The 18,478-nt window shown below is 55.0% G+C and carries 17 protein-coding genes and 1 other annotated feature; of the genes, 2 read left to right on the forward strand and 15 right to left on the reverse strand.

Features of this window, described 5'->3' with window-relative positions; translation table 11 throughout:
- Nucleotides 1-28: 28 nt before the first annotated feature.
- Nucleotides 29-874: a LysR family transcriptional regulator gene (locus tag K2F33_RS32735; RefSeq protein WP_263880627.1), complete on the forward strand. Its 846-nt coding sequence runs from the start codon at nt 29-31 to the stop codon at nt 872-874.
- Between the two features lie 147 nt (nt 875-1,021).
- Here the strand turns inward: K2F33_RS32735 and K2F33_RS32740 are convergent, their stop codons facing one another.
- From K2F33_RS32740 to K2F33_RS32755, 4 genes are all read right to left on the reverse strand, one after another.
- On the reverse strand, nt 1,022-2,092 hold the full coding sequence (locus tag K2F33_RS32740; RefSeq protein ID WP_089545861.1) for a bifunctional 3-deoxy-7-phosphoheptulonate synthase/chorismate mutase: 1,071 nt from the start codon (nt 2,090-2,092) through the stop codon (nt 1,022-1,024).
- Between the two features lie 426 nt (nt 2,093-2,518).
- Entirely contained in the window at nt 2,519-3,418 is a 900-nt protein-coding gene (locus K2F33_RS32745; protein WP_263880628.1) for an NAD-dependent epimerase/dehydratase family protein, read from the reverse strand.
- A gap of 221 nt (nt 3,419-3,639) precedes the next feature.
- Nucleotides 3,640-4,509 carry a LysR family transcriptional regulator gene (locus tag K2F33_RS32750; protein ID WP_318671803.1) on the reverse strand — a complete coding sequence of 290 codons (870 nt, stop codon included), beginning with the start codon at nt 4,507-4,509 and terminating at the stop codon, nt 3,640-3,642.
- A gap of 116 nt (nt 4,510-4,625) precedes the next feature.
- Complete coding sequence (locus K2F33_RS32755) at nt 4,626-5,498, reverse strand: LysR family transcriptional regulator (protein ID WP_263880630.1); 873 nt, start codon at nt 5,496-5,498, stop codon at nt 4,626-4,628.
- A gap of 143 nt (nt 5,499-5,641) precedes the next feature.
- Between K2F33_RS32755 and K2F33_RS32760 the strand changes: the two genes are divergently transcribed.
- The gene (locus K2F33_RS32760; protein WP_263880631.1) at nt 5,642-6,631 is read left to right on the forward strand and encodes a quinone oxidoreductase family protein; all 990 of its coding nucleotides are present in this window, start codon (nt 5,642-5,644) and stop codon (nt 6,629-6,631) included.
- A 114-nt stretch (nt 6,632-6,745) separates the two neighbouring features.
- Here K2F33_RS32760 and K2F33_RS32765 read toward each other — a convergent pair whose 3' ends face one another.
- The 11 genes from K2F33_RS32765 to K2F33_RS32815 form a co-directional block, all read right to left on the reverse strand.
- Nucleotides 6,746-7,951: an acyltransferase gene (locus tag K2F33_RS32765; protein ID WP_263880632.1), complete on the reverse strand. Its 1,206-nt coding sequence runs from the start codon at nt 7,949-7,951 to the stop codon at nt 6,746-6,748.
- A 340-nt stretch (nt 7,952-8,291) separates the two neighbouring features.
- Nucleotides 8,292-9,782: a sodium:solute symporter family protein gene (locus K2F33_RS32770; protein ID WP_263880633.1), complete on the reverse strand. Its 1,491-nt coding sequence runs from the start codon at nt 9,780-9,782 to the stop codon at nt 8,292-8,294.
- Nucleotides 9,782-10,012 (reverse strand): DUF3311 domain-containing protein, encoded by a 231-nt coding sequence (locus tag K2F33_RS32775; protein ID WP_116232318.1) that lies wholly within the window; start codon nt 10,010-10,012, stop codon nt 9,782-9,784. Before K2F33_RS32775 ends, K2F33_RS32770 begins: the two co-directional genes overlap by 1 nt.
- Before the next feature lie 139 nt (nt 10,013-10,151).
- Nucleotides 10,152-10,613, reverse strand: a complete 462-nt coding sequence (locus tag K2F33_RS32780) for a RidA family protein (RefSeq protein WP_076170412.1) — start codon at nt 10,611-10,613, stop codon at nt 10,152-10,154.
- On the reverse strand, nt 10,613-11,824 hold the full coding sequence (locus K2F33_RS32785; protein WP_263880634.1) for a M20 family metallopeptidase: 1,212 nt from the start codon (nt 11,822-11,824) through the stop codon (nt 10,613-10,615). Before K2F33_RS32785 ends, K2F33_RS32780 begins: the two co-directional genes overlap by 1 nt.
- Nucleotides 11,825-11,850: 26 nt before the next feature.
- On the reverse strand, nt 11,851-12,942 hold the full coding sequence (locus K2F33_RS32790; RefSeq protein WP_263880635.1) for an alanine racemase: 1,092 nt from the start codon (nt 12,940-12,942) through the stop codon (nt 11,851-11,853).
- 329 nt (nt 12,943-13,271) lie between these two features.
- A complete protein-coding gene (locus tag K2F33_RS32795; RefSeq protein WP_263880636.1) occupies nt 13,272-13,940 on the reverse strand; it encodes a helix-turn-helix transcriptional regulator in 669 nt (222 codons plus the stop codon).
- A gap of 269 nt (nt 13,941-14,209) precedes the next feature.
- A complete protein-coding gene (locus K2F33_RS32800) occupies nt 14,210-14,683 on the reverse strand; it encodes a YbaK/EbsC family protein (RefSeq protein WP_263880637.1) in 474 nt (157 codons plus the stop codon).
- 15 nt (nt 14,684-14,698) lie between these two features.
- The gene (locus tag K2F33_RS32805; protein ID WP_076170417.1) at nt 14,699-16,261 is read right to left on the reverse strand and encodes a 2-isopropylmalate synthase; all 1,563 of its coding nucleotides are present in this window, start codon (nt 16,259-16,261) and stop codon (nt 14,699-14,701) included.
- A 94-nt stretch (nt 16,262-16,355) separates the two neighbouring features.
- Nucleotides 16,356-16,591: a binding site (T-box leader), on the reverse strand.
- 82 nt (nt 16,592-16,673) lie between these two features.
- Nucleotides 16,674-17,201: a PadR family transcriptional regulator gene (locus tag K2F33_RS32810; RefSeq protein WP_089545852.1), complete on the reverse strand. Its 528-nt coding sequence runs from the start codon at nt 17,199-17,201 to the stop codon at nt 16,674-16,676.
- A 69-nt stretch (nt 17,202-17,270) separates the two neighbouring features.
- Nucleotides 17,271-18,428, reverse strand: coding sequence for a YhgE/Pip domain-containing protein (locus tag K2F33_RS32815; protein WP_263880638.1), 1,158 nt, complete (start codon nt 18,426-18,428; stop codon nt 17,271-17,273).
- Nucleotides 18,429-18,478: the final 50 nt, after the last annotated feature.

Here is an 18,478-nt window from a genome sequence, read left to right on the forward strand (position 1 = left end):
CATCATTTTTGATACCTTGGAGGCCGATATGGATATCGATAATATGAAAGCCTTTGTCAGCGTTGCCGAGCTTAAAAGCCTGTCGGCCGCTGCCGTCAAGCTGAACCATCTCCAGTCCAACATGACGGCCAAGATTAAAAAAATCGAAGCCCATTACGGACAGCAGCTTTTCATCCGGAGTGCCAAAGGCATGGAGCTGACGTCGGAGGGGCGGAAGCTCTACCGCCAATATAAAAAAATGCTCGTTTTATGGGAAGAAACCGAGCTGGATATGAGCTATAGGGAGATGAAGCTGCGGATCGGCACCATGCAGTCCGTCTTTGGCAAAGAGCTCACGGATGCACTGACCCGTTTATATGAAAATCACGCCGATCTGTCCGTCACGCTAAAGACCGGGACGACGCAGTCGATGGAGCACGAATTGCTCCAAGGAAACATCGATTTGGCCTTTACGATCGGCAGGACCGATTCGCCGCAGTTGAGTTACAAAAAACTGGGTACGGAGGAGATGGTGCTCATCGGCAAAAAGTTCGCCGGCGGACAAAGCCTGGAATGCGCCCTCCACGGGGAGAACTGGATCATTTTGACCCGGGACTGCCTATACGCTGCGATTCTGGAGCGGCTTTACGCCGAGCTTGGCCTGGAAAAAGGAGAAAGCACCGAAGTGGGGATTCTGGACACTCTCCTTCAGCTGACCTCCCTTGGGATGGGCATCTCCTTGATTTCCAAAAACATCGTGATGCAGCACGGATTTTCGGCGTATGCCCAGCTGCCCGAGCAGTTCCGCTATGTGGACAAATATTTGGTGACCCGAGCGGGATATGAGATGTCCCCCCTGGAAAAAAGCTTTGTGGAAACAAGCCATTTTTTATAAAGAAATGCCTATCGGTCTAAACTCATCGCAGACAGACTGCATTATCTAAAAAACCGGATCCCCTCTCATGCAGCTCTAGAGGAGACCCGGCTTTTGTTGTGCCTTTCTAACGTCATTTATTCAGGCAAAGTGATAGGAATCCGGTGCTTATAGCAGTCCCGAACCTTTAACCTGGTTGTAGAATTCCTGGAACTGCGGAATGTTGAACTGCTGGGCCGCGTCGGACAACGCCGTAGCCGGATCCGGATGAACCTCGACCATCACGCCGTCCGCGCCGGCGGCCAGAGCCGCTTTAGCACAAGGAGCCATGATGTCTTTGCGGCCGGTGGAATGGGTCACGTCGACCAGTACCGGCAGATGCGTTTCCTGCTTCAGAATCGGTACGGCCGAAATGTCGAGCGTGTTGCGCGTCGCTTTTTCGTACGTGCGGATGCCCCGCTCAATCAGCATGATCTGCGTGTTGCCCCGGGATAAAATGTACTCGGCCGCGTGCACGAATTCGTCGATGGTCGCTGCCAGCCCGCGCTTGAGCAGAATCGGTGTCCGGACGTCGCCAGCCGCCTTCAGCAGCTCGAAGTTCTGCATGTTTCTCGCCCCGATCTGGATGACGTCGATGTAATCGCACGCCAGCTCGATATGAGCCGGATCCACGATTTCGCTGATCGTCTTCAGCCCGAATTCGCTCGCCACTTCCTTCAGAATTTTCAGGCCTTCGATGCCAAGCCCCTGAAAATCATAAGGCGAGGTTCTCGGCTTGAAGGCGCCGCCGCGCATCACCGTGATGCCCGCTTCCTTCAAAGCGGCCGCCACGGTGCGGACCTGCTCATAGCTCTCAACCGAGCATGGCCCCGCGATCATGACCGGCTTGCCGCCGCCGATCGTCACATCGCCCAGCTGAATGACGGTATCCTCCGCCTTTTTCTTGCGGCTGACGAGCAGGTGCTTCTTATGATCGACCTGCTGCAGTGTCAGCGTCGCTTGAAAAACTTGCTTGAACAGATGCCGAACCGTCTCATGGTCGAACGGTCCTTCGTTGCTGGCCACGAGCTTCTCGAGCATTTCCTTTTCACGGACCGGATCAAACTTCGGCACGCCCTGTTTTTCCTTCTCTACACCAAGCTCCTGTGCGATCCGTGCCCGTTCGGACAGCAGCGACAGCAGCTGAAGATTCACCTCATCCAATTGATTGCGCAGTTCTTCTAAGCGCCCTTGACTCATCTCTCATCTCTCCTCACCTAGTGTTGAAAAATATAAAATCAAACAAAAAAGACCCCTGTCCGCCAAGGGACGAGGAGTCGTGGTACCACCCTTATTAGACATGCACACGTGTTGGCTGCACATCTCACTTGAACCTTTTAACGCAAGGGAAACGGGTATTCCTACGTCCTGCATTCCTCATGCAGGGAATCAAAATACCGGCTCAGGAATGAACTTCGGCGGGCAGTGTCCCTCGGATGCTTCCAGTCTATCGGCATACCGTCCCTGGCAGGAGCTTTCTCCGCTTACTCTTTCCTTCACAGCTTGTGTCCTATGAATTAGCTCGAACTAAAATTTAAAAGCATTGTATTACAATCGGTGGAAGGGATGCAAGATCACAAGGTAACGCGTTAATGAGGTGAATTATTGAAAAATCCATGCCTTTCCTCATTTCAAATGATGCCGAATCCAGCTGAGAAGCTCCTCCTCCTTGGGCTGCCAGCCTAACAAATTCCGGGCATGAACCGAACGCACCCGGCTGTTGGAGGCAATAGCGAACCGCGCCCAGTCTCCCAGCTCCGCTATCGCCTCTTCCGCCGGCCAGCTGATTGTTTTGCCGCCGAAACCTAAAGCGTCACTCACCGCCCGGGCAATATCCCCGTAGGATTCTTCCCCGTCTGAAGCGTAGAAATAGGAGGCAGACGGAGCCTTTTCCAGCGCAAGCACATAGAGCTGCGCCAAATCGCTGATATGCACATTAGACCAACGGTTCACACCCTTGCCGACATGTACGCCCGCTCCCAATTCCCGGGATTTGCGGATGATTTGCGGCAGCTGATCACTTTCGACCGGGAGCCCAAGCGCCTCCCCATAAATCATGGACGGGACGATAACAATGCTTCTTACATCTTCATCTACGCCGGCCCGGCGAACCCGCTTGTTAATGTTCACACGGTCCGCCCGGATGTCCATCGGGACAAAGGGAGTTTCCTCATCGTAAATATAGCTGCTGAGATGATCTCCTCTGGCATCGTCTCCCACCACACTGGAACCGGAGGTGTGAATGAACGCCTTGCCCGTGCCGCGCAAAGACGCGATAAACGTCTCCACCGCAAAATGATGATCCGAGTCGGCCGTATGTACGACCGCATCGCTCGTTTGGGCATAGTCTGTCAGCAGCTGTGCGTCGTCCAGCGTGCCCAGCACCGGTTCAATACCGAGCTGCCGGAGTGGCTCCATCTTGTCCGGATTTCGGACCAAACCGTAGACGGTATGCCCTTGATCTACAAACGCCTTGCTTACGGATCCGCCTATATAACCAGATGCTCCTGTGATAAAAATCTTCATCAACTTTCCCCCATCTCTCTGGATTCCTTTTGCGGACCAGATCCTGCGAACGGCTGAACCCGGGCACGATCACAGTCCAGAATCCCCGTGCTATACGGTTGGTCGAGGATTCTTTATTCCATTGTAAACACGGACTTATCCAGAAAACAAATTATGAATTATCGAATAAATCATAAATTTATTTATTGATAGAAGAGGGAATATCCACTTGAAAGCAGCGCTCAAACAACTCCTTGCAGAAGGGACAGCGTTTCCAGGATGTGAGGCACATGTTTATGCTTTAGCTGGTAAGCCAAGAAAATGTTGTTGCTTACTTTCAATTCTTCCCACAGTATTCGATAGCCCGGTGATTCAGGCTCATGCGTTAGCATATACGTCGGCACCACACTGATTCCTGCTCCACTCGCGACCGCGCTCAGAATCATATGCAGATTGGGGATGACATGAATGGGTCGGATCAGTGGGCGTTTATGAAAATGCTCCCGCCAGATCCGGCGGATGATGGGCAGCTCCAGGCCGTAGCTGAGCCAGGGCTGCGCGGAAAGCCACCGTTCGGCTTCTTCCGGATTCCGCACTTCCGGAACGTCCAAGGCCGCTGGCACAACGATGACAAATTCTTCGACCATGGATTTCGTATATCCAATGCCTGGAATCGGGTATTTTTTTGGCGTGACGACAATATCCAGCTGTTCATCCTTCAACTGGTCCAACAGGACATCGGCTGTCCCGAAACGGGTGACCGTACAGGTAGGGAAATCTTGAAGTCTGGGAAGTATCTTTTCTTTAAAAAATTCATGGGCTGTCCCGATCTTCGTCACCGCCATCGAAGGCAAAGATGCCGATTTAAAATCATGCGTCGTCGATTCCAGCGATTCGATCAAGGGAGCAACCCGGGAATACAACTCCTTCCCCCGCTCCGTCGGCACGATTTTTCTGGACGTCCGAATAAACAATGCTTCGCCCACTTCCGCCTCCAGCGCGGCCAGATGCTGGCTCATCGCCGGCTGTGTCATGATGCGGCTCTTGGCGGCTTCCGACAGCGAAAGATGCTTATAAATCGCGCAGAAGCTGCGGTACCATTCAAAATCCACCAAATCCACAAGCCTCCTTTTGCTCCTTATTATTTGATTTCCGTCCGGCAAAGATTGCAGACGTCTCCTGCTTGCTGGCAAGTACAGCGGCAGTAATTACTTTTCCTAGGCCACGTCTACTCCGCAAAATATGCGGCCACGTGGTCCCTAAATTCGCACGCGGCGGCCGACAAATAGCGCTGCTCGCTCCATACGAGGTAATATTGGCGCCGGCACGCTTGATCGGACACGGGCACTAGAGTGACACCGGGTATTTCTTTATCTCCTTTTTTGCAGCCGGACAGCGCTACCCCGACGCCCGCGCGTACGAGGCTTAGGATCGCCGGCGGTTCGTCGACCCGGCAAATGTACCGGGGAGCCGCTCCGGCCTGCTCAAAGAAGCCGTCATTGATTTGCTGGAAGACAAAGTCCTCCCGATATCCGATAAAGGGCTCCGCCGCCGCTTCTTTCAAAGTAACCTGACGGCGGCCGGCAAGCGGATGCGCCGAGGGCACGGCCAAGTACAATTCCTCGCTCAGCACCGCCTTATAGGCATATCCCGCTTGATCCAGCGGCAGCGGCGTAAAGCCGAGATCGGCCTCACCCGAGGTAAGAAATTCGCTCATCTGCTCAATGGGAGCCTGGGAAATTTGAAAGTTCACTTTCGGATGAGCCGATATAAATTCGGTGATCGGCCCCGTCATCCGCTCCAGCGTCGCCGTGACCAGACGGATGCTGCCGCGCTCCAGCCCGGCAAGATCCGCCACCTCCCGCTTTCCTTCCTCCAGCAGGCGGAGCGCTTCCTCAGCTTTTGTCAGAAACGCCTTCCCATAGGAATTCAGCCGAATTCTACCCGCTTGCCTGTCAAACAGCGGAACGCCAATATCCTCCTCCAGCCGGGAAATCGTCTTGCTGAGCGCCGGCTGGGCGATCCGCAGCTCCTGCGACGCCTTCGTCATATGTTCCAGCCTGGCGACCGTCCTGAAATATTGAAGCTGCAGCAGCTCCATAGCTCTCCCTCCTTCTCCTATATACTTGAATATATAGAGTCATAATTAAATATATATTTCCGTTTATCGCAGCCTGATTATAAAATAACGTGAAAAGGAAATCAATGGGATCTACAATTCAGGATATTCAAGGAGTGAGTCCAATGAAAGCCATAACGTTTAACCGCCTGGGTCCGCCGGACGTGCTGCAGCTGACCGAGCTGCCCGTTCCGTCCGCCGGGCCGGGAACCGTCCGGGTACGCGTCCAAACGGCCGGCGTCATGCCAATCGACGCCAAGGTCCGCAGCGGAAGTGTTCCATACGCGCAGTCCCACCCGTTTCCGATCATCCCCGGCAATGAATTTGCCGGGATCATCGACGAGGTGGGGGACGACGTCAGCGAATTCGTCCGCGGGGACGAAGTAATCGGCTTTACGCTGTTTGGCGGATATGCCGAATATGCCGTCGTCAGCAGCGACCAATTGGTCCGCAAACCGGCGGCCATGCCTTGGGAGACCGCCGGAGGTTTTACCGGCAACGGACAGGGCGCCCATATGGGACTGGAAGCGATCCGGATCCAGCCCGGGGATACCGTGCTGATCCACGGGGCGGCCGGCGGGCTGGGCACCTTTGCCGTACAGCTCGCGCTGGCCTGGGGCGCCGGCAGGGTGATCGGCACGGCCAGCGAGGCCAATCACGATCATCTCCAGCGTTTGGGCGCCATTCCGCTCGGCTACGGGGATGGGCTCGCCGCCCGCGTACGCGCCATCGCTCCCGCGGGAGTGGACGCCGCCTTGCATGCCGGGGGCGGGGATGGGCTCGCCGCCCGTGTACGCGCCATCGCTCCCGCGGGAGTGGACGCCGCCTTGCATGCCGGGGGCGGGGATGACCTCGCCCTGCAGGCATCCGTGGACCTGGTCCAGGACCTCAGCCGAATTGTAGCGATGGTCCCCAGTGTTCGGGCCCAAACGCTCGGCATCCGGCAGCTGACCGGCACGCGCAGCAAAGAACGCCTTGCCGAGCTTGTCCGCATCTACAACGAAGGAAAGGTCGATATCCATATCCGCAAAGTGCTGCCGCTGGATCAGGCCCGGGAAGCCCACCGGGAGATCGAATCCGGCCATGGCCGCGGAAAGATCGTCCTCTCGGTCTAATTTACCTTCGAAATCAAAAAGGGTGCCATCAATCATTGGATTGATGGCACCCTTTTTCGCTGCGGGATGATTGGAAGCATAAATGGTTTGTTTCAATGGACTTTCATCAAGGCATCAAGACACTGTGGGCGACTCCTTTCGGAAGCCGGTCTCGTCCGGCTTGCCCTGCTTCATGTCACGGCGCTTTGCGCCAATGATCCAGCGCGATCCCGGCAGATGCGACAGCGTGTAGCTGATGCCGAGCGAAGCGAGCACAGTCAGGCCGAAGGTCAGGAGCGTAAAAGACACGTGGCTGCCGGCCAGATCCATCGGTCGCGTAAAAAAGGCAATCACGTAAATGATCAGGGCGTGCACAAGATAGCCGCCGAATGAATATCGGCCGATCCAGGTCAGGAGCCGCAGGAAAGCCTGGCTTCGCCCCTGCATCATGACGAGCAGCCCGTACAACAGGAGCATCTGCGCGACGATGATGACAAAGGTCGATGGCCGCAGGTACGTGGATATATTTAAATTCACGACCTCGCCCGACCCCTGCAGCACGTCATAGCCCAGCTTGATGTACATCGCCAGGAACAGGAGTCCGGTCCAAGGCAGCAGCCGGGTGCACCACTTCCGCCAGTTGGAGACGGATGCCGCACATACAGCACCCGCCACAAAATAAAAACCGTACATCACAAACGAATAGCTGCGGTACTGCAGCAAAACGGACCAGGGTCCGCCAAGCCCTTCGGCCCAGCTCCCCATCCGGTAATAGGAGAGATACAGCAGAGCAGTGTAGATCATACAAGAACCGCCCAGGATCGCGGTCAGCACCCCTGCCCGCTTCTTCGCCTCCATAGGACCGATCACGCGCCGCGCCGCCCGGAACGCCCAGGCAAACAGCGGAAACAGCAGGTAGAATTGAAAGATCATCAGGATAAACCACAGCTGGTATCCCGTCTGAGGAACGAACATCTCTTTCAGCAGCGCTCCCCAGTCCTGTCCTCCTTTTTGCCAGAAGGATGGGGTAAATACGTGGACATACAGCCAATAAATCACCGTCCAGCACAGGAAAGGGACATACACATCCCCGAACCGTTTGCGGATAAACGGACCGTACCGAAACCGTTCACCATAGTTGTAGAACAGCAGCACGGCGGACAAAAATACAAAGGTCGGCGTTCCGAAACGGGTCAGGTGGTAGATCATCGTCAGCATGGTGGAATCCGCGGCCACAATGTCGGGCCTGTAGATATACTCGGCAATGGAATGCTGCATCACGATCGCCAGAAAGGCGAGGCCACGCAGCTGCGTCCATTCTTCGATTCGCGGTTTGCCCATGAGCATGAGGTCCTCCTTCTTCTTGGTCAGGGCCAGTATACCCGGTCAATATTAAATGAACCTTAAAGCAGGCGGAATTAACAGATTTTATTTCATCCAAAAGGTCATTCTTTTTGCCCCGTACAAATTCATGATTCCCCAGGTTCTAATAACCTCCCAATACATATAAAAAAACCGGGAAGTCCATCTTCTGGACGTTCCCGGCACGAAGCGCCGTGTATAACGAAAAATGCCTATCAAATGGCAGTCCATCCATTAAGTGGCCCCTTGATCTAAAGGCTCACCCCACGGCCATATCGATATCTTTCTAACTTTTCCCGCTGCTTGCTCACAGCACCGATCATGCACCTTTGACGGCCGCACGCTCGGCAGCGGCGCTGTCGCGGCTGGCGGACAAGGATCGGGTCGCTGCGCTGACGATCAGGGAAACCACGATGTTGGCGAGCAGCGCCACAATCCCCACGTTCAAATCCTGGAACCAGCTCGGGGCCGCAGGGAAAAAGGTGCCCATGGTGGCGCCGATCAGGTTGATATAAGCGACGATCAGCACGCCGACCGTCACTCCGGCAAACACGCCGTACTTGTTCAATGGATTCCGTTTCATAAAGCTTGTGACCACCGCCGGCGTCAGCTGCGACACAAAACCGTAACCGCTCAGCATCAGCAGCAGGATCGCCGAGCCGCTGTTGAACGTGAAGATGAGCGCGACCGCGGCCACCACCGGCACCAACCAGCGCGCCAAACTCATGACCGTTCGGTCGTCCGTCCGCGGACGAAGCGCTTTGACGACGTTGTTAGCGATCAGCGCTGCCGTCGTCATCAGCAGCATCGATCCCGGAACGATCGCCGTCAGCAGCCCGGCAGCGCCAAGGAGACCGACGACCCAGGGGCTGAACGTCTGCTTCACGATGGCAAAAATGGCGATGTCGTTGTTGCTGACGCCATCCACCTGCAGTACCGCCGACGTCCCGATAAACAGGACGAACAGCGTAAACAGCATGTACAGCGGGAGCATGAGCGTATTTTTGCGGATGGAGCGCGCATTTTTGCCGGAATAGGTGGCGATGAAGCCGTGCGGCCACATGTAATATCCGAAGGACAGCAGAATCAGGCTGGATACGTACCAGGACGTGCTGTACCCCTTGTCCTCCAGGCCGAGAAAACCGGGCTTGGCGTCCTCCACCGCCCGGAACATATCCCCAATGCCGCCATAATAGTGAATCGGTAGGTACAAACCGAGAAACACGACAACCACCACGATGAGGATGTCCTTGATGACGGCGGTCCACGCCGAGCCGTGAATGCCCGAAATCATCACATAGACCGTGACGGCGATCACGCCGATCCAAATGGCGGCGGTCGGGGAGATGGCGCCGTACGACGCCTCGGAAATGATCAGCCCCAGCCCCTTCAGCTGGATGATCAGATAAGGAATCATGGAAATGAAGCCGACGACCGCCACGAAAATGCCCAGAGCCGGACTGTTGTATTTTTTGATAAAGAAGTCGGATTGGGAGATCAGATTATGCTCCTTCCCATACTTCCAAATCTTCGGCAGCAGCCAGTATCCGATGATGAAATTGAGCATCGTGATGTTATAGAACGCAGCCCCGCCGCGCCCGAAAGCCCAGCCGCTGATGCCCATCAGGGCGTTGACCGTATACAGCTCGCCCGCCATCAGAAGAAAAATAAAAGCCGTCCCGAATCCGCGCCCACCGACGGACCATTCTTCGAGACTCATTTTTTTACCTTTCGACGCCCGGATGCCGAGATACAGCGCCAGAACTAGAAAAATGCCGATAATCGAGATGGAAATAGCCTGATGTGACATTATTCCGTCGCCTCCTTCTCTTCTTCCAGGTTGTCCGGATTGAGCCTATGAACCAGCAGCATGATGCCAACCCCAAGGAGGATCCACAGCACCATCCAGAACAGCAATAGAGGCATGCCGAGCACGAACACATGGCGTTCCTCGTAAATCCGATTCATCCAGATGACGCCGAGCGGCATCCCCAGGTATGCAATAAGAGACAGCAGATATAATGGAACCTTGCTCTTCATCCTTCGATCCTCCGGTTCGTTGATTTTCAAGCTTCGGTCTGTTACATTAATAATCTGATCATTTTCCGGAGTGGTGGTTCATTGGGTTGAACCCCCTCCTTTTTTTATATGAAAAATAGCTCTCCCGGTTCTACCGCCGTTATTCGATCTCGACGATGATCTCCACCTCGACCGGCGTATCAAACGGCAGCTCGTTCGTCCCGATCGCGGAGCGCGCATGCTTGCCCTTCTCCCCGAACACCTCAATCAGCAGATCCGACGCCCCGTTCAGCACGTAAGGCTGATCTTTAAATCCCGGAGCGCTTTGGATGAAGCCGAGCATTTTCACCACTTTCTTCACCCGGTCCAAGCTGCCCAGATGGGCCTGCAGCGACGATAAAATGTTCACGATGCACCGGCGCGCCGCCTCTTGCCCCTGTTCGATCGTCAGCTCTTCTCCAAGCTTGCCTTTTAAAATCAGCTCCCCGTTCTTGCGGCAATCATGACCCGAAGTGTACAGCAGATTTCCTACCTGGTTTACGGGAACGTACGAGAACTTCGGCTCGCCAACCGGCTCCAGCTCGATGTTCAGTTCTTTCAATCTCTCTTGAATGCTCATCATCATTCCTCCTGTAATGGTTGTTGTTGAAGCAGCCGCATGGCGAGCTGCATGTACACCTTGGCTGCGTCCGTGATCTGACGGACAGGAACCCGCTCATCCTTCACATGGGCTTGGTCCAGCGATCCGGGTCCGAATATAACCGTCGGTATGCCCAAGTCAACGGACAGAAACGGCGCCTCGCAGGTCGCTTCAAAAATGCCGATGGCGGACGGGTTCCCGAGAACATCGCCGGTGACCTCCACCAGTGCCTGCACAAGCTGATGGTCCTGCGGAATGGTCGACGCCGGTATAAACAAGTAGTCGTCCACTTCGTAGGTGACTTCACCAGTTCCGGCACTTAAGCCTGCGCTTGAGCTTGTGCCTGCAGCTGTATTTAGCGCCTCTTTCAGCTGCTCCAGCACCTGCGCCGCCGTCTCGCCGGGGATAACCCGGCGGTCGACCTCGATCTCGCAGTGCTGCGGCACGATGTTCGGCGCCGTCCCGCCCTTGATCTGCGTGACGTTCAGCGTCGCGTATCCGAGGAGCGGATCGGCGCTCTCTTTGAGGCGGCTTCGAAGCGGCTCCAGCGCCGAGATGAGCGCCGCCATCTTCGGAATGGCGTTGTCGGGCTCCAGCACCTTTGCCGCATGGCCAGCGACGCCCGCCGTGCGGATCCGGTAGCGGCCGACGCCTTTATGGGCGGTGCAGATGCCGAGATCGGTCGGCTCGCCGATGACGGCGAAATCGGCGTGTACGCCGCTGCGCATAAAGTGGCGCATGCCGACATTCTCCCGCTCTTCGTCCACGTTGAAGAGCAGGATCAGCTCCCCGGCGAACGGGCAGCCGCGCCGGTGCAGCAGGATGGCCGCGTACAGCATGGCCGCGACGCCCGACTTCATATCGGCCGCACCCCGGCCGATCAGCTCACCGCCCCGGACGACGGCGGCAAATGGGTCCTCGCTCCAGCCTTCCCCGGCCGGGACAACGTCGAGATGGCCGTTGTACAGGAGCGCCGGCCCTTCGGCCGTGCCCTTCAACCGGGCGACCACATTCGGCCGCTGCGGCGCGGCCCACTGCAGCTCGGCTTCGATCCCCTCGTCCCGGAGGAGCTGCAGGACGTACCGGGCGGCCGCCTCTTCGCGTCCCGGCGGATTTTCGCTCGGGATGCGGATCAGTCCGCAGACGATATCCAGCAGCTCCAGCTCGTGAAATGAATCAAGGTCCTTTCCCATGAATCCCAGCCTCCTCCCTGTAGCGCTTAGCTGTTCTTGCCCCTTGCATCGATCCGAATTTTCTCGACCGGCACTCCTCCGCGGAAGCCGACGATTTCATCGCACAGATTCGGAAGGACGCAGGCATGGTTCGGGATAATCGTCAGGTGCTGGCCGATGTGAAGCGATACGGAAGCCGGATCATAGCTGAGGAACCCGTGCTCTTCATTCAGCTTGAAAATTTCGATGTCGGGATGCTCCACGATGTAGCCGAAACCTTTAGAGAACGGCATCGTATCCGTGGTGAGCGTTTTGGATCCCGCGTCGATGATCGCCCGGCCAGGAGCCGGTACGCTGACGACCGTCGTGATCACCCGCAGCGCGCAATCGTCCACCGTGATCATACCCATCGACAATTGGCCCACGTCGTGGAATATGTAATTTCCGGCGCGGATCTCAGTTACCCCCTCCAGTTCCCCTGCGAACTTGGACGACAGCGACGAACCGCCGCTGACGACCGGAACGTCGATCCCCGCTTCCCTCAGCAGATCGGCGGTATTCTTCAGGGTAGCCGCCTCTTGGCGTGCCGTGCTGCGAATCTCTTCCCGGCTCTCTTCGCCGTAAATCTGCCCCGCGTAGGACAGCAGTCCGGTGATTTCGATCCCCGGCAGGCTTTGGATCCGCCGCGCAAATTGCAGCGTGTCCTCCCCCGGCTGGCGGCCGCAGCGCCCGATCCCCCCGTCCACTTCAATGTAGAGCGGTATGCGGCGGCCGAGACGCTCGCCCACCTCCGACACCGCCGTGGCGCCTTCCACGCTGTCGGCGACCGTCGTTACTTTCACCTTTTGCGCCAGCTGATACAGCCGCTCTTGCTTGTCTTCGCCAATGATGGGAAAAGCGATCAAAATATCGTCGATCCCCGCTTCAGCCATCACTTCCGCTTCCCCCAGCTTGGCGCAGGTGATGCCGGTGCTTCCGGCCTCCAGCTGCTTGCGGGCAAAATAAACCGACTTGTGGGATTTGATGTGGGGACGGTGCCGGATTCCGGCCTTTCTCGCTTCCTCCGCCATGCTGTGGATGTTGCGTTCGGCAATGTCCAAATCGACGATGACGGCAGGCGTTGATACGGTTTGAACCATCTTGCTCCCTCCTTAAATGACACAGATCTGGGTCATGGGTATGCCCTTGTGATAGGCTCGCTGAGACAATCAAACTCCAAACCAACAAAAAAATAATTAGGTCAAAAAAATATTTTTTTGATTGTTCACATTATGAATCCCTTCGCTGCGCATTGTCAATATAATTTCTATGATTCAGCACAAGTTTGAATACGCTTTCAAATCATGACAAAGAAAAGCCCGAAATAAAGGCCTACTCTTATGCAGCACCGTTTCCACTTATGTTCATGCAAATGCGTGGACTCCTTCTGCCCTTGTCTGTCACTTCGCTATTCAAAATCCATCCAGCCCTATACCCTGTTTTTCGGCATGCCTTTGTCCTGGTTTGCCCGAATTTCGTCGAGATAGTTATACAGCGTAAACTTGGAAATATCGAGGAACTGGCATACTTTATCTCCCGCCTTTTTCACAAGAAAAGCGCCGCGCATATCCAGAAACTGCACCGCCTTCACCTTGTCATCCTTGCTCATATGCGAGACCGGCTTGCCGATTTCCTTCTGGCATTCCTGCAGCAGGTAATCAAGCAGATCGTTCACGTCGTTGACGAATACCTCTTTCACTTCCTGATCGAGGCTGTGCATCGTCAGCGAGCGGATCGTATTCTCCGCCACGAGCAGATCGGATATATCCAGGTTCATGCAGAGCGCTCCGATCGTCTCACCCTTGCTGTTCTTGAAGTAGGTTGAGGAGGAACGCAATATTTTGCCGTCCTTCGTCTGGGTGATATAGTTGTAGCGGTCTCCCTCCGTCACGGTTCCGCGCAGCACCTCCAGCCCGAGATTACTGCCGCAGTCCCCGATCTTCCGCCCGGTAATGTGGCCGTTCTCGATCGCCACGATCGTGCTTTCGTACCCTTGCGTCAAATCGTGAAGCACCACTTCACATTTCTCCCCAAACTGGGCGGCGATGGCCCGGATAACAGGCAGCAGCACATTCAGCTCTTCCTTGATATGTTCCATAGATCCCACTCTCTTCAATCTGTCATCTAAAAATAATTTTGAACATCAAAAAAACTTTCATATACATCTAGTTTCTTCAAAATCGTTCCTTTTGTCAAGGCATGACGGCAGATCCGCCGCAAGACTATACGAAAAATGATAAAAACAGAAGAAGCAGCACATCCTGCTGCCTCTTCTGGATTCGGATCTTAAATGCGGAGCCCGAACTGGTTCCCAACCGCATAAAATACGTTCGTCTCCGGCTGTACTCATAACCTCGGCCCCATACCTTATTGAATGGTCATTACCTGTCCGGCTGTCATTGCAGTTAGCTCCTCCGGGGTGCAAGAAAATACCGCCTTCGGATGACCGGCCGCCGCCCAAATCGTGCCGAATTTCAACAAGTCTTCATCAATAATCGTCGTGATTCTCTCCGGGTGACCAATCGGCGCTACACCACCGATGACAAAGCCGGTGTGTACCCGCACGAAATCTGCGTCCGCCTTCTTCAGCTTGACGTTAAGCGAGGAGGAAACAAGCTTTTCATTGACGCGGTTTACGCCGCTTGTTACAACAAGCACAGGTTCATTGGAACCGCTCTGACGGAAAATAATGGACTTCGCAATTTGTGCCACTTCGCAGCCAATCGCCGCCGCGGCTTCTTCCGCCGTGCGAGTGCTGTCCGGCAGTTCCACCACCCGATGGTCGTAGCCCATGTCACGGAGACGGCCCTGCACCCGCTCGGCACTCTCTTTTAAAGCCATGATATATGCCTCCTTTTACTCGCTTGCGCCCTGCACAGCTGCCTGCGGCTCGCCCGGTGCGTCCAGTACGGCGGCGTTGATGCCGTTGAGGAACGCCAGCGCGCTCGCCTTGATAATGTCGGTATCCATCGCCCGTCCCGAATAAGTTTTGCCCTGATATTCCAGCCGGATGTTGACGCGGCCGATCGCCTCTTTGCCCCGGGACAGGCTGTTGATTTTATAATCCCTCAGCTGCACGTCAAGTCCGACCAAGGCCTTGATCGCGCTGTACAGCGCATCGATCGGTCCGTCCCCGACTTTGCTGTCGGTATAGCTTTCGCCGCCTTTTTTCAGCTGGACGGTCGCCGTCGGCACGAGGTCGTTGGTCACGACCTGGAAGGATTCCAGCTCATACAGATGGCTGGTGCCCTGATCGATCTTGCGGTGCTCGGTCACCAGGTAGAATACGTCATGGTCGTACACTTCCTTTTTGGCATCGGCCAGCTGCAGAAATTTCGCAAACAGCTCCTCAAAATCGTTTGGATTGCTCGTGTCAAAGCCGATCTTTTCTACCGCATTTCTGAACGCATGCCGTCCGGAACGCGCGGTCAGGATCAATTCCATGCTCTCAGCCCCGACTTCCTCCGGCGACATGATTTCGTACACGTTTTTATCTTTCAGCAGTCCATCCTGATGAATGCCGGACGAGTGGGCAAACGCGTTTTCGCCCGTAATCGCCTTGTTGACCTGCACATCCAGGCCTGTCAAATGCGTCAGCAGCCGGGAGGTGCGCAGTATTTCCTTCAGCTGGATCTGGGTATGGCAGTTAAAATAATTCTCCCGCACCTTCAGCCCCATCACCACTTCCTCAAGTGAGGTGTTGCCGGCGCGTTCGCCAAGCCCGTTGATGGTGCACTCCACCTTCTCGGCGCCGTTCTTGATGGCGGCCAGCGTGTTTGCCGTGGCCAGCCCCAGATCGTTATGGCAGTGCACACTCAGGACGACCTTGTCGTTCAGATTTTTCAGCCGGTCGTTGATTTTGCGGATCAGCTCACCGAACTCTTCCGGAACGGCATAGCCTACCGTGTCTGGAACGTTGATGATCGTCGCGCCGGCTTTGACCACCGCTTCGATCGTCTGCCACAGGTACTCGAATTCCGACCGGGAAGCATCCTCCGTGGAATATTGCACTTCTGGCAGCAGCGTCTTCGCAAATTTGACCGCATCCACACCCATCTGCATGACGGCGTCCTTCGAGCGGCTGAACTTTTTCTCCACATGGATGTTGGACGTGCCCAGCACGATATGGATAAACGGATTTTGTGCCAGCTTGATGCTTTCATACACGCTTTCGATGTCGCTCTTCACTGCGCGGGCGAGCGCGGTCACAGAGACGCTGTCCCCCACGGTTCTGACGATTTCCTGCACGGCTTGAAAATCCCCCGCCGACGACGCAGGGAAGCCCGCCTCGATGATATCTACATTGAGGCGCTTCAGCTGCTGCGCGAATTCAACCTTCTGCTGCGTGTTGAGCTTGGCGCCAGGCACCTGCTCTCCGTCGCGTAACGTCGTGTCCAATACGATAATTTTGCGGTTCATCTGCTATTCCTCCCAAATGAGTGTAGTTCATATATATTTAAAAGGGGTGCCGGCCAAACCCGGAATTTGGCCAACAAAAAAACCCCGTCTCTACGCTAGAGACGAGGTTTAACCCGCGGTACCACTCTAATTCATTTTCAGCAATGCAAAAATGATCTTCTTCGATGGCAATCACCATCTATCCCTGTAACGGTGGAACTCCGGCAGACCCTACATTGTCAGGTGGCGGTTCATAGACGAGTTCGAAATGATCGACCATACCGCTTCGCACCACCCAGCGGCTCTCTGAAAAGTCACTTCACTTCTACTATTTCTAATCGAAACCTTTATGAGGTATGAAATTGTTAATTATATTATGGCATCCATTTGCTTTTGTCAACCCTGGATTTTCCATAAAGTTGAAGCCGGGAGGTCAAGCAGAACGGAGATGTTCCATCAGCTTCCGGAGCCAGTTGGCGTCATTCGACAGGGCGTGGTAGGCATGCTCGCTAATAAAAAGGGCCGAATCCCGGTACCTGTCCGGAACCTCGGAAAAGCCGGGCCGCTCCTCGATCAGCCGGATTTTTTTCTCCAGCCGGGCGATGGACTCTTCGATGATGTAAGCCAGCTTATGCTTATCCACTTTATCCAGAAACAACAGGGATGAATACAGGCTCGTGATGCTCGTGAAATTTTGAAATACCGCGTAAATTTCCTCTTCCAGCGCCTTGCGGCCCTCTTCGGTAATGCCATATGTCGTTTTCTCCGGACGGTTTTCGGATTGGACGACTTTGATTTTGCGGATGTAGCCCTTTTTCAGCAGGACCTCAAAATTGTAATACAGCGTCCCGTCGTTAATTGTGATCGTATTTTCCAGAGGCTTGAACACCTGTTTCTTGATGTCGTACGGATGGTGCTCCCCCTCGCTGAGCAAGCCGAGAATAAAGATCTGAAGCGACATTGCGATCCTCCTCATCATATGAAAAAAGGGCCGACAGGACCTTTTCCTGTCAGCCCATCCGATCTTATTTTACATGAATTGCGGTTCCGCTGCAGGCTCCTTTCCCGCCTTGGCCGATTTGACCGGCTTAAACTGGTGAATGAACAGGTTGATGACGAGCGCTCCTGCACCCACCAGGGCCAAACCGAGGACGTATTCCGCCGTTTTCCCGCCTCCAAAAAGCAGGTTGTAATCCAGATGAATGGTGTAGAACATCGGCGAAATGTGGCTGAATGCCTTGAAGAATCCCGGCATCATCTCCGGCGGCAGCACAGCTCCGCCCGCAATCGTCTGCGACAGCAGCAGCGGCAGATTCAGCATCATGCCGGCCTGGCCGAGCAGCAGCACGCAAATGCTGGTGAACTCGATGGCGACGAGCATTTCCAGGGAGTGCACCATCCACATCTTCAGGAACGTCTCCACTCCGTAGTTGTGGAAGCCGAAGTAGATAGCCAAACCGACCAGCGGCGCGATCACGGACAGCACCACATGGACGCCCTGCAGAGACAGGAACGCTCTCCATTTGCCAACTTTGGCTTTCAGCTGGTTCAGGGCGCCCGAGCTGATCATCGAATAAATCATCGCACCTACGTAGGACGCCATCGTCAGGAACATCGGTGCCATCTGATTATGCATGCCGGCAGGCGGTGTGTTCGTGGACACGATATTCGGCGTCACCTTCGACATCACGCCTTCAACCATCTGCTTGGATTGATCAGCGGGCACCTTCATGCCCTGCAGCATGGCCTCAAAGCTCTGCGTCTGAATCTGCGTGCTGATCTTGGAGGAAACCTGTGTCGCAATGCTCTGCATCGTGCTGTTGACCGACGCCGGATTCGATTCGTTGATGAAAAAGTCCAGCTTCACCTGTTCGCCCTGGGCGGCCAGCTTCTGCGTAAAATCCTGCGGGATATGCATGATGAACTGAATGTCGCGATTATCCAAGTCCTTCTGCGCCTGCTCAAGCGATTCGTCCGTGACGACATGCAGCGGCAGCTGCTTCTGCAGCTGCTCTACAAATTGTGCGCCCGACTGCTGGTCTTCATTCACGATCGCCATCGTCAAGCGGTCCACGTTTTTCGGAAGCGCGCTGTAACCGGACATGAAGATTCCGATCATGATGATTTGATAAAAAATCATCATGAAAATGCCGCCGATGACGGCTTTATTTTTAAAATATGCTTTCAAACTCCACTCCACCTTTTTTACTTTGTTTTATATACTTTAATTAGAGTAAT

Origin of the sequence: Paenibacillus sp. PSB04 (assembly GCF_025809195.1) — a bacterium.
GTDB lineage: Bacteria > Bacillota > Bacilli > Paenibacillales > Paenibacillaceae > Paenibacillus_AQ > Paenibacillus_AQ favisporus.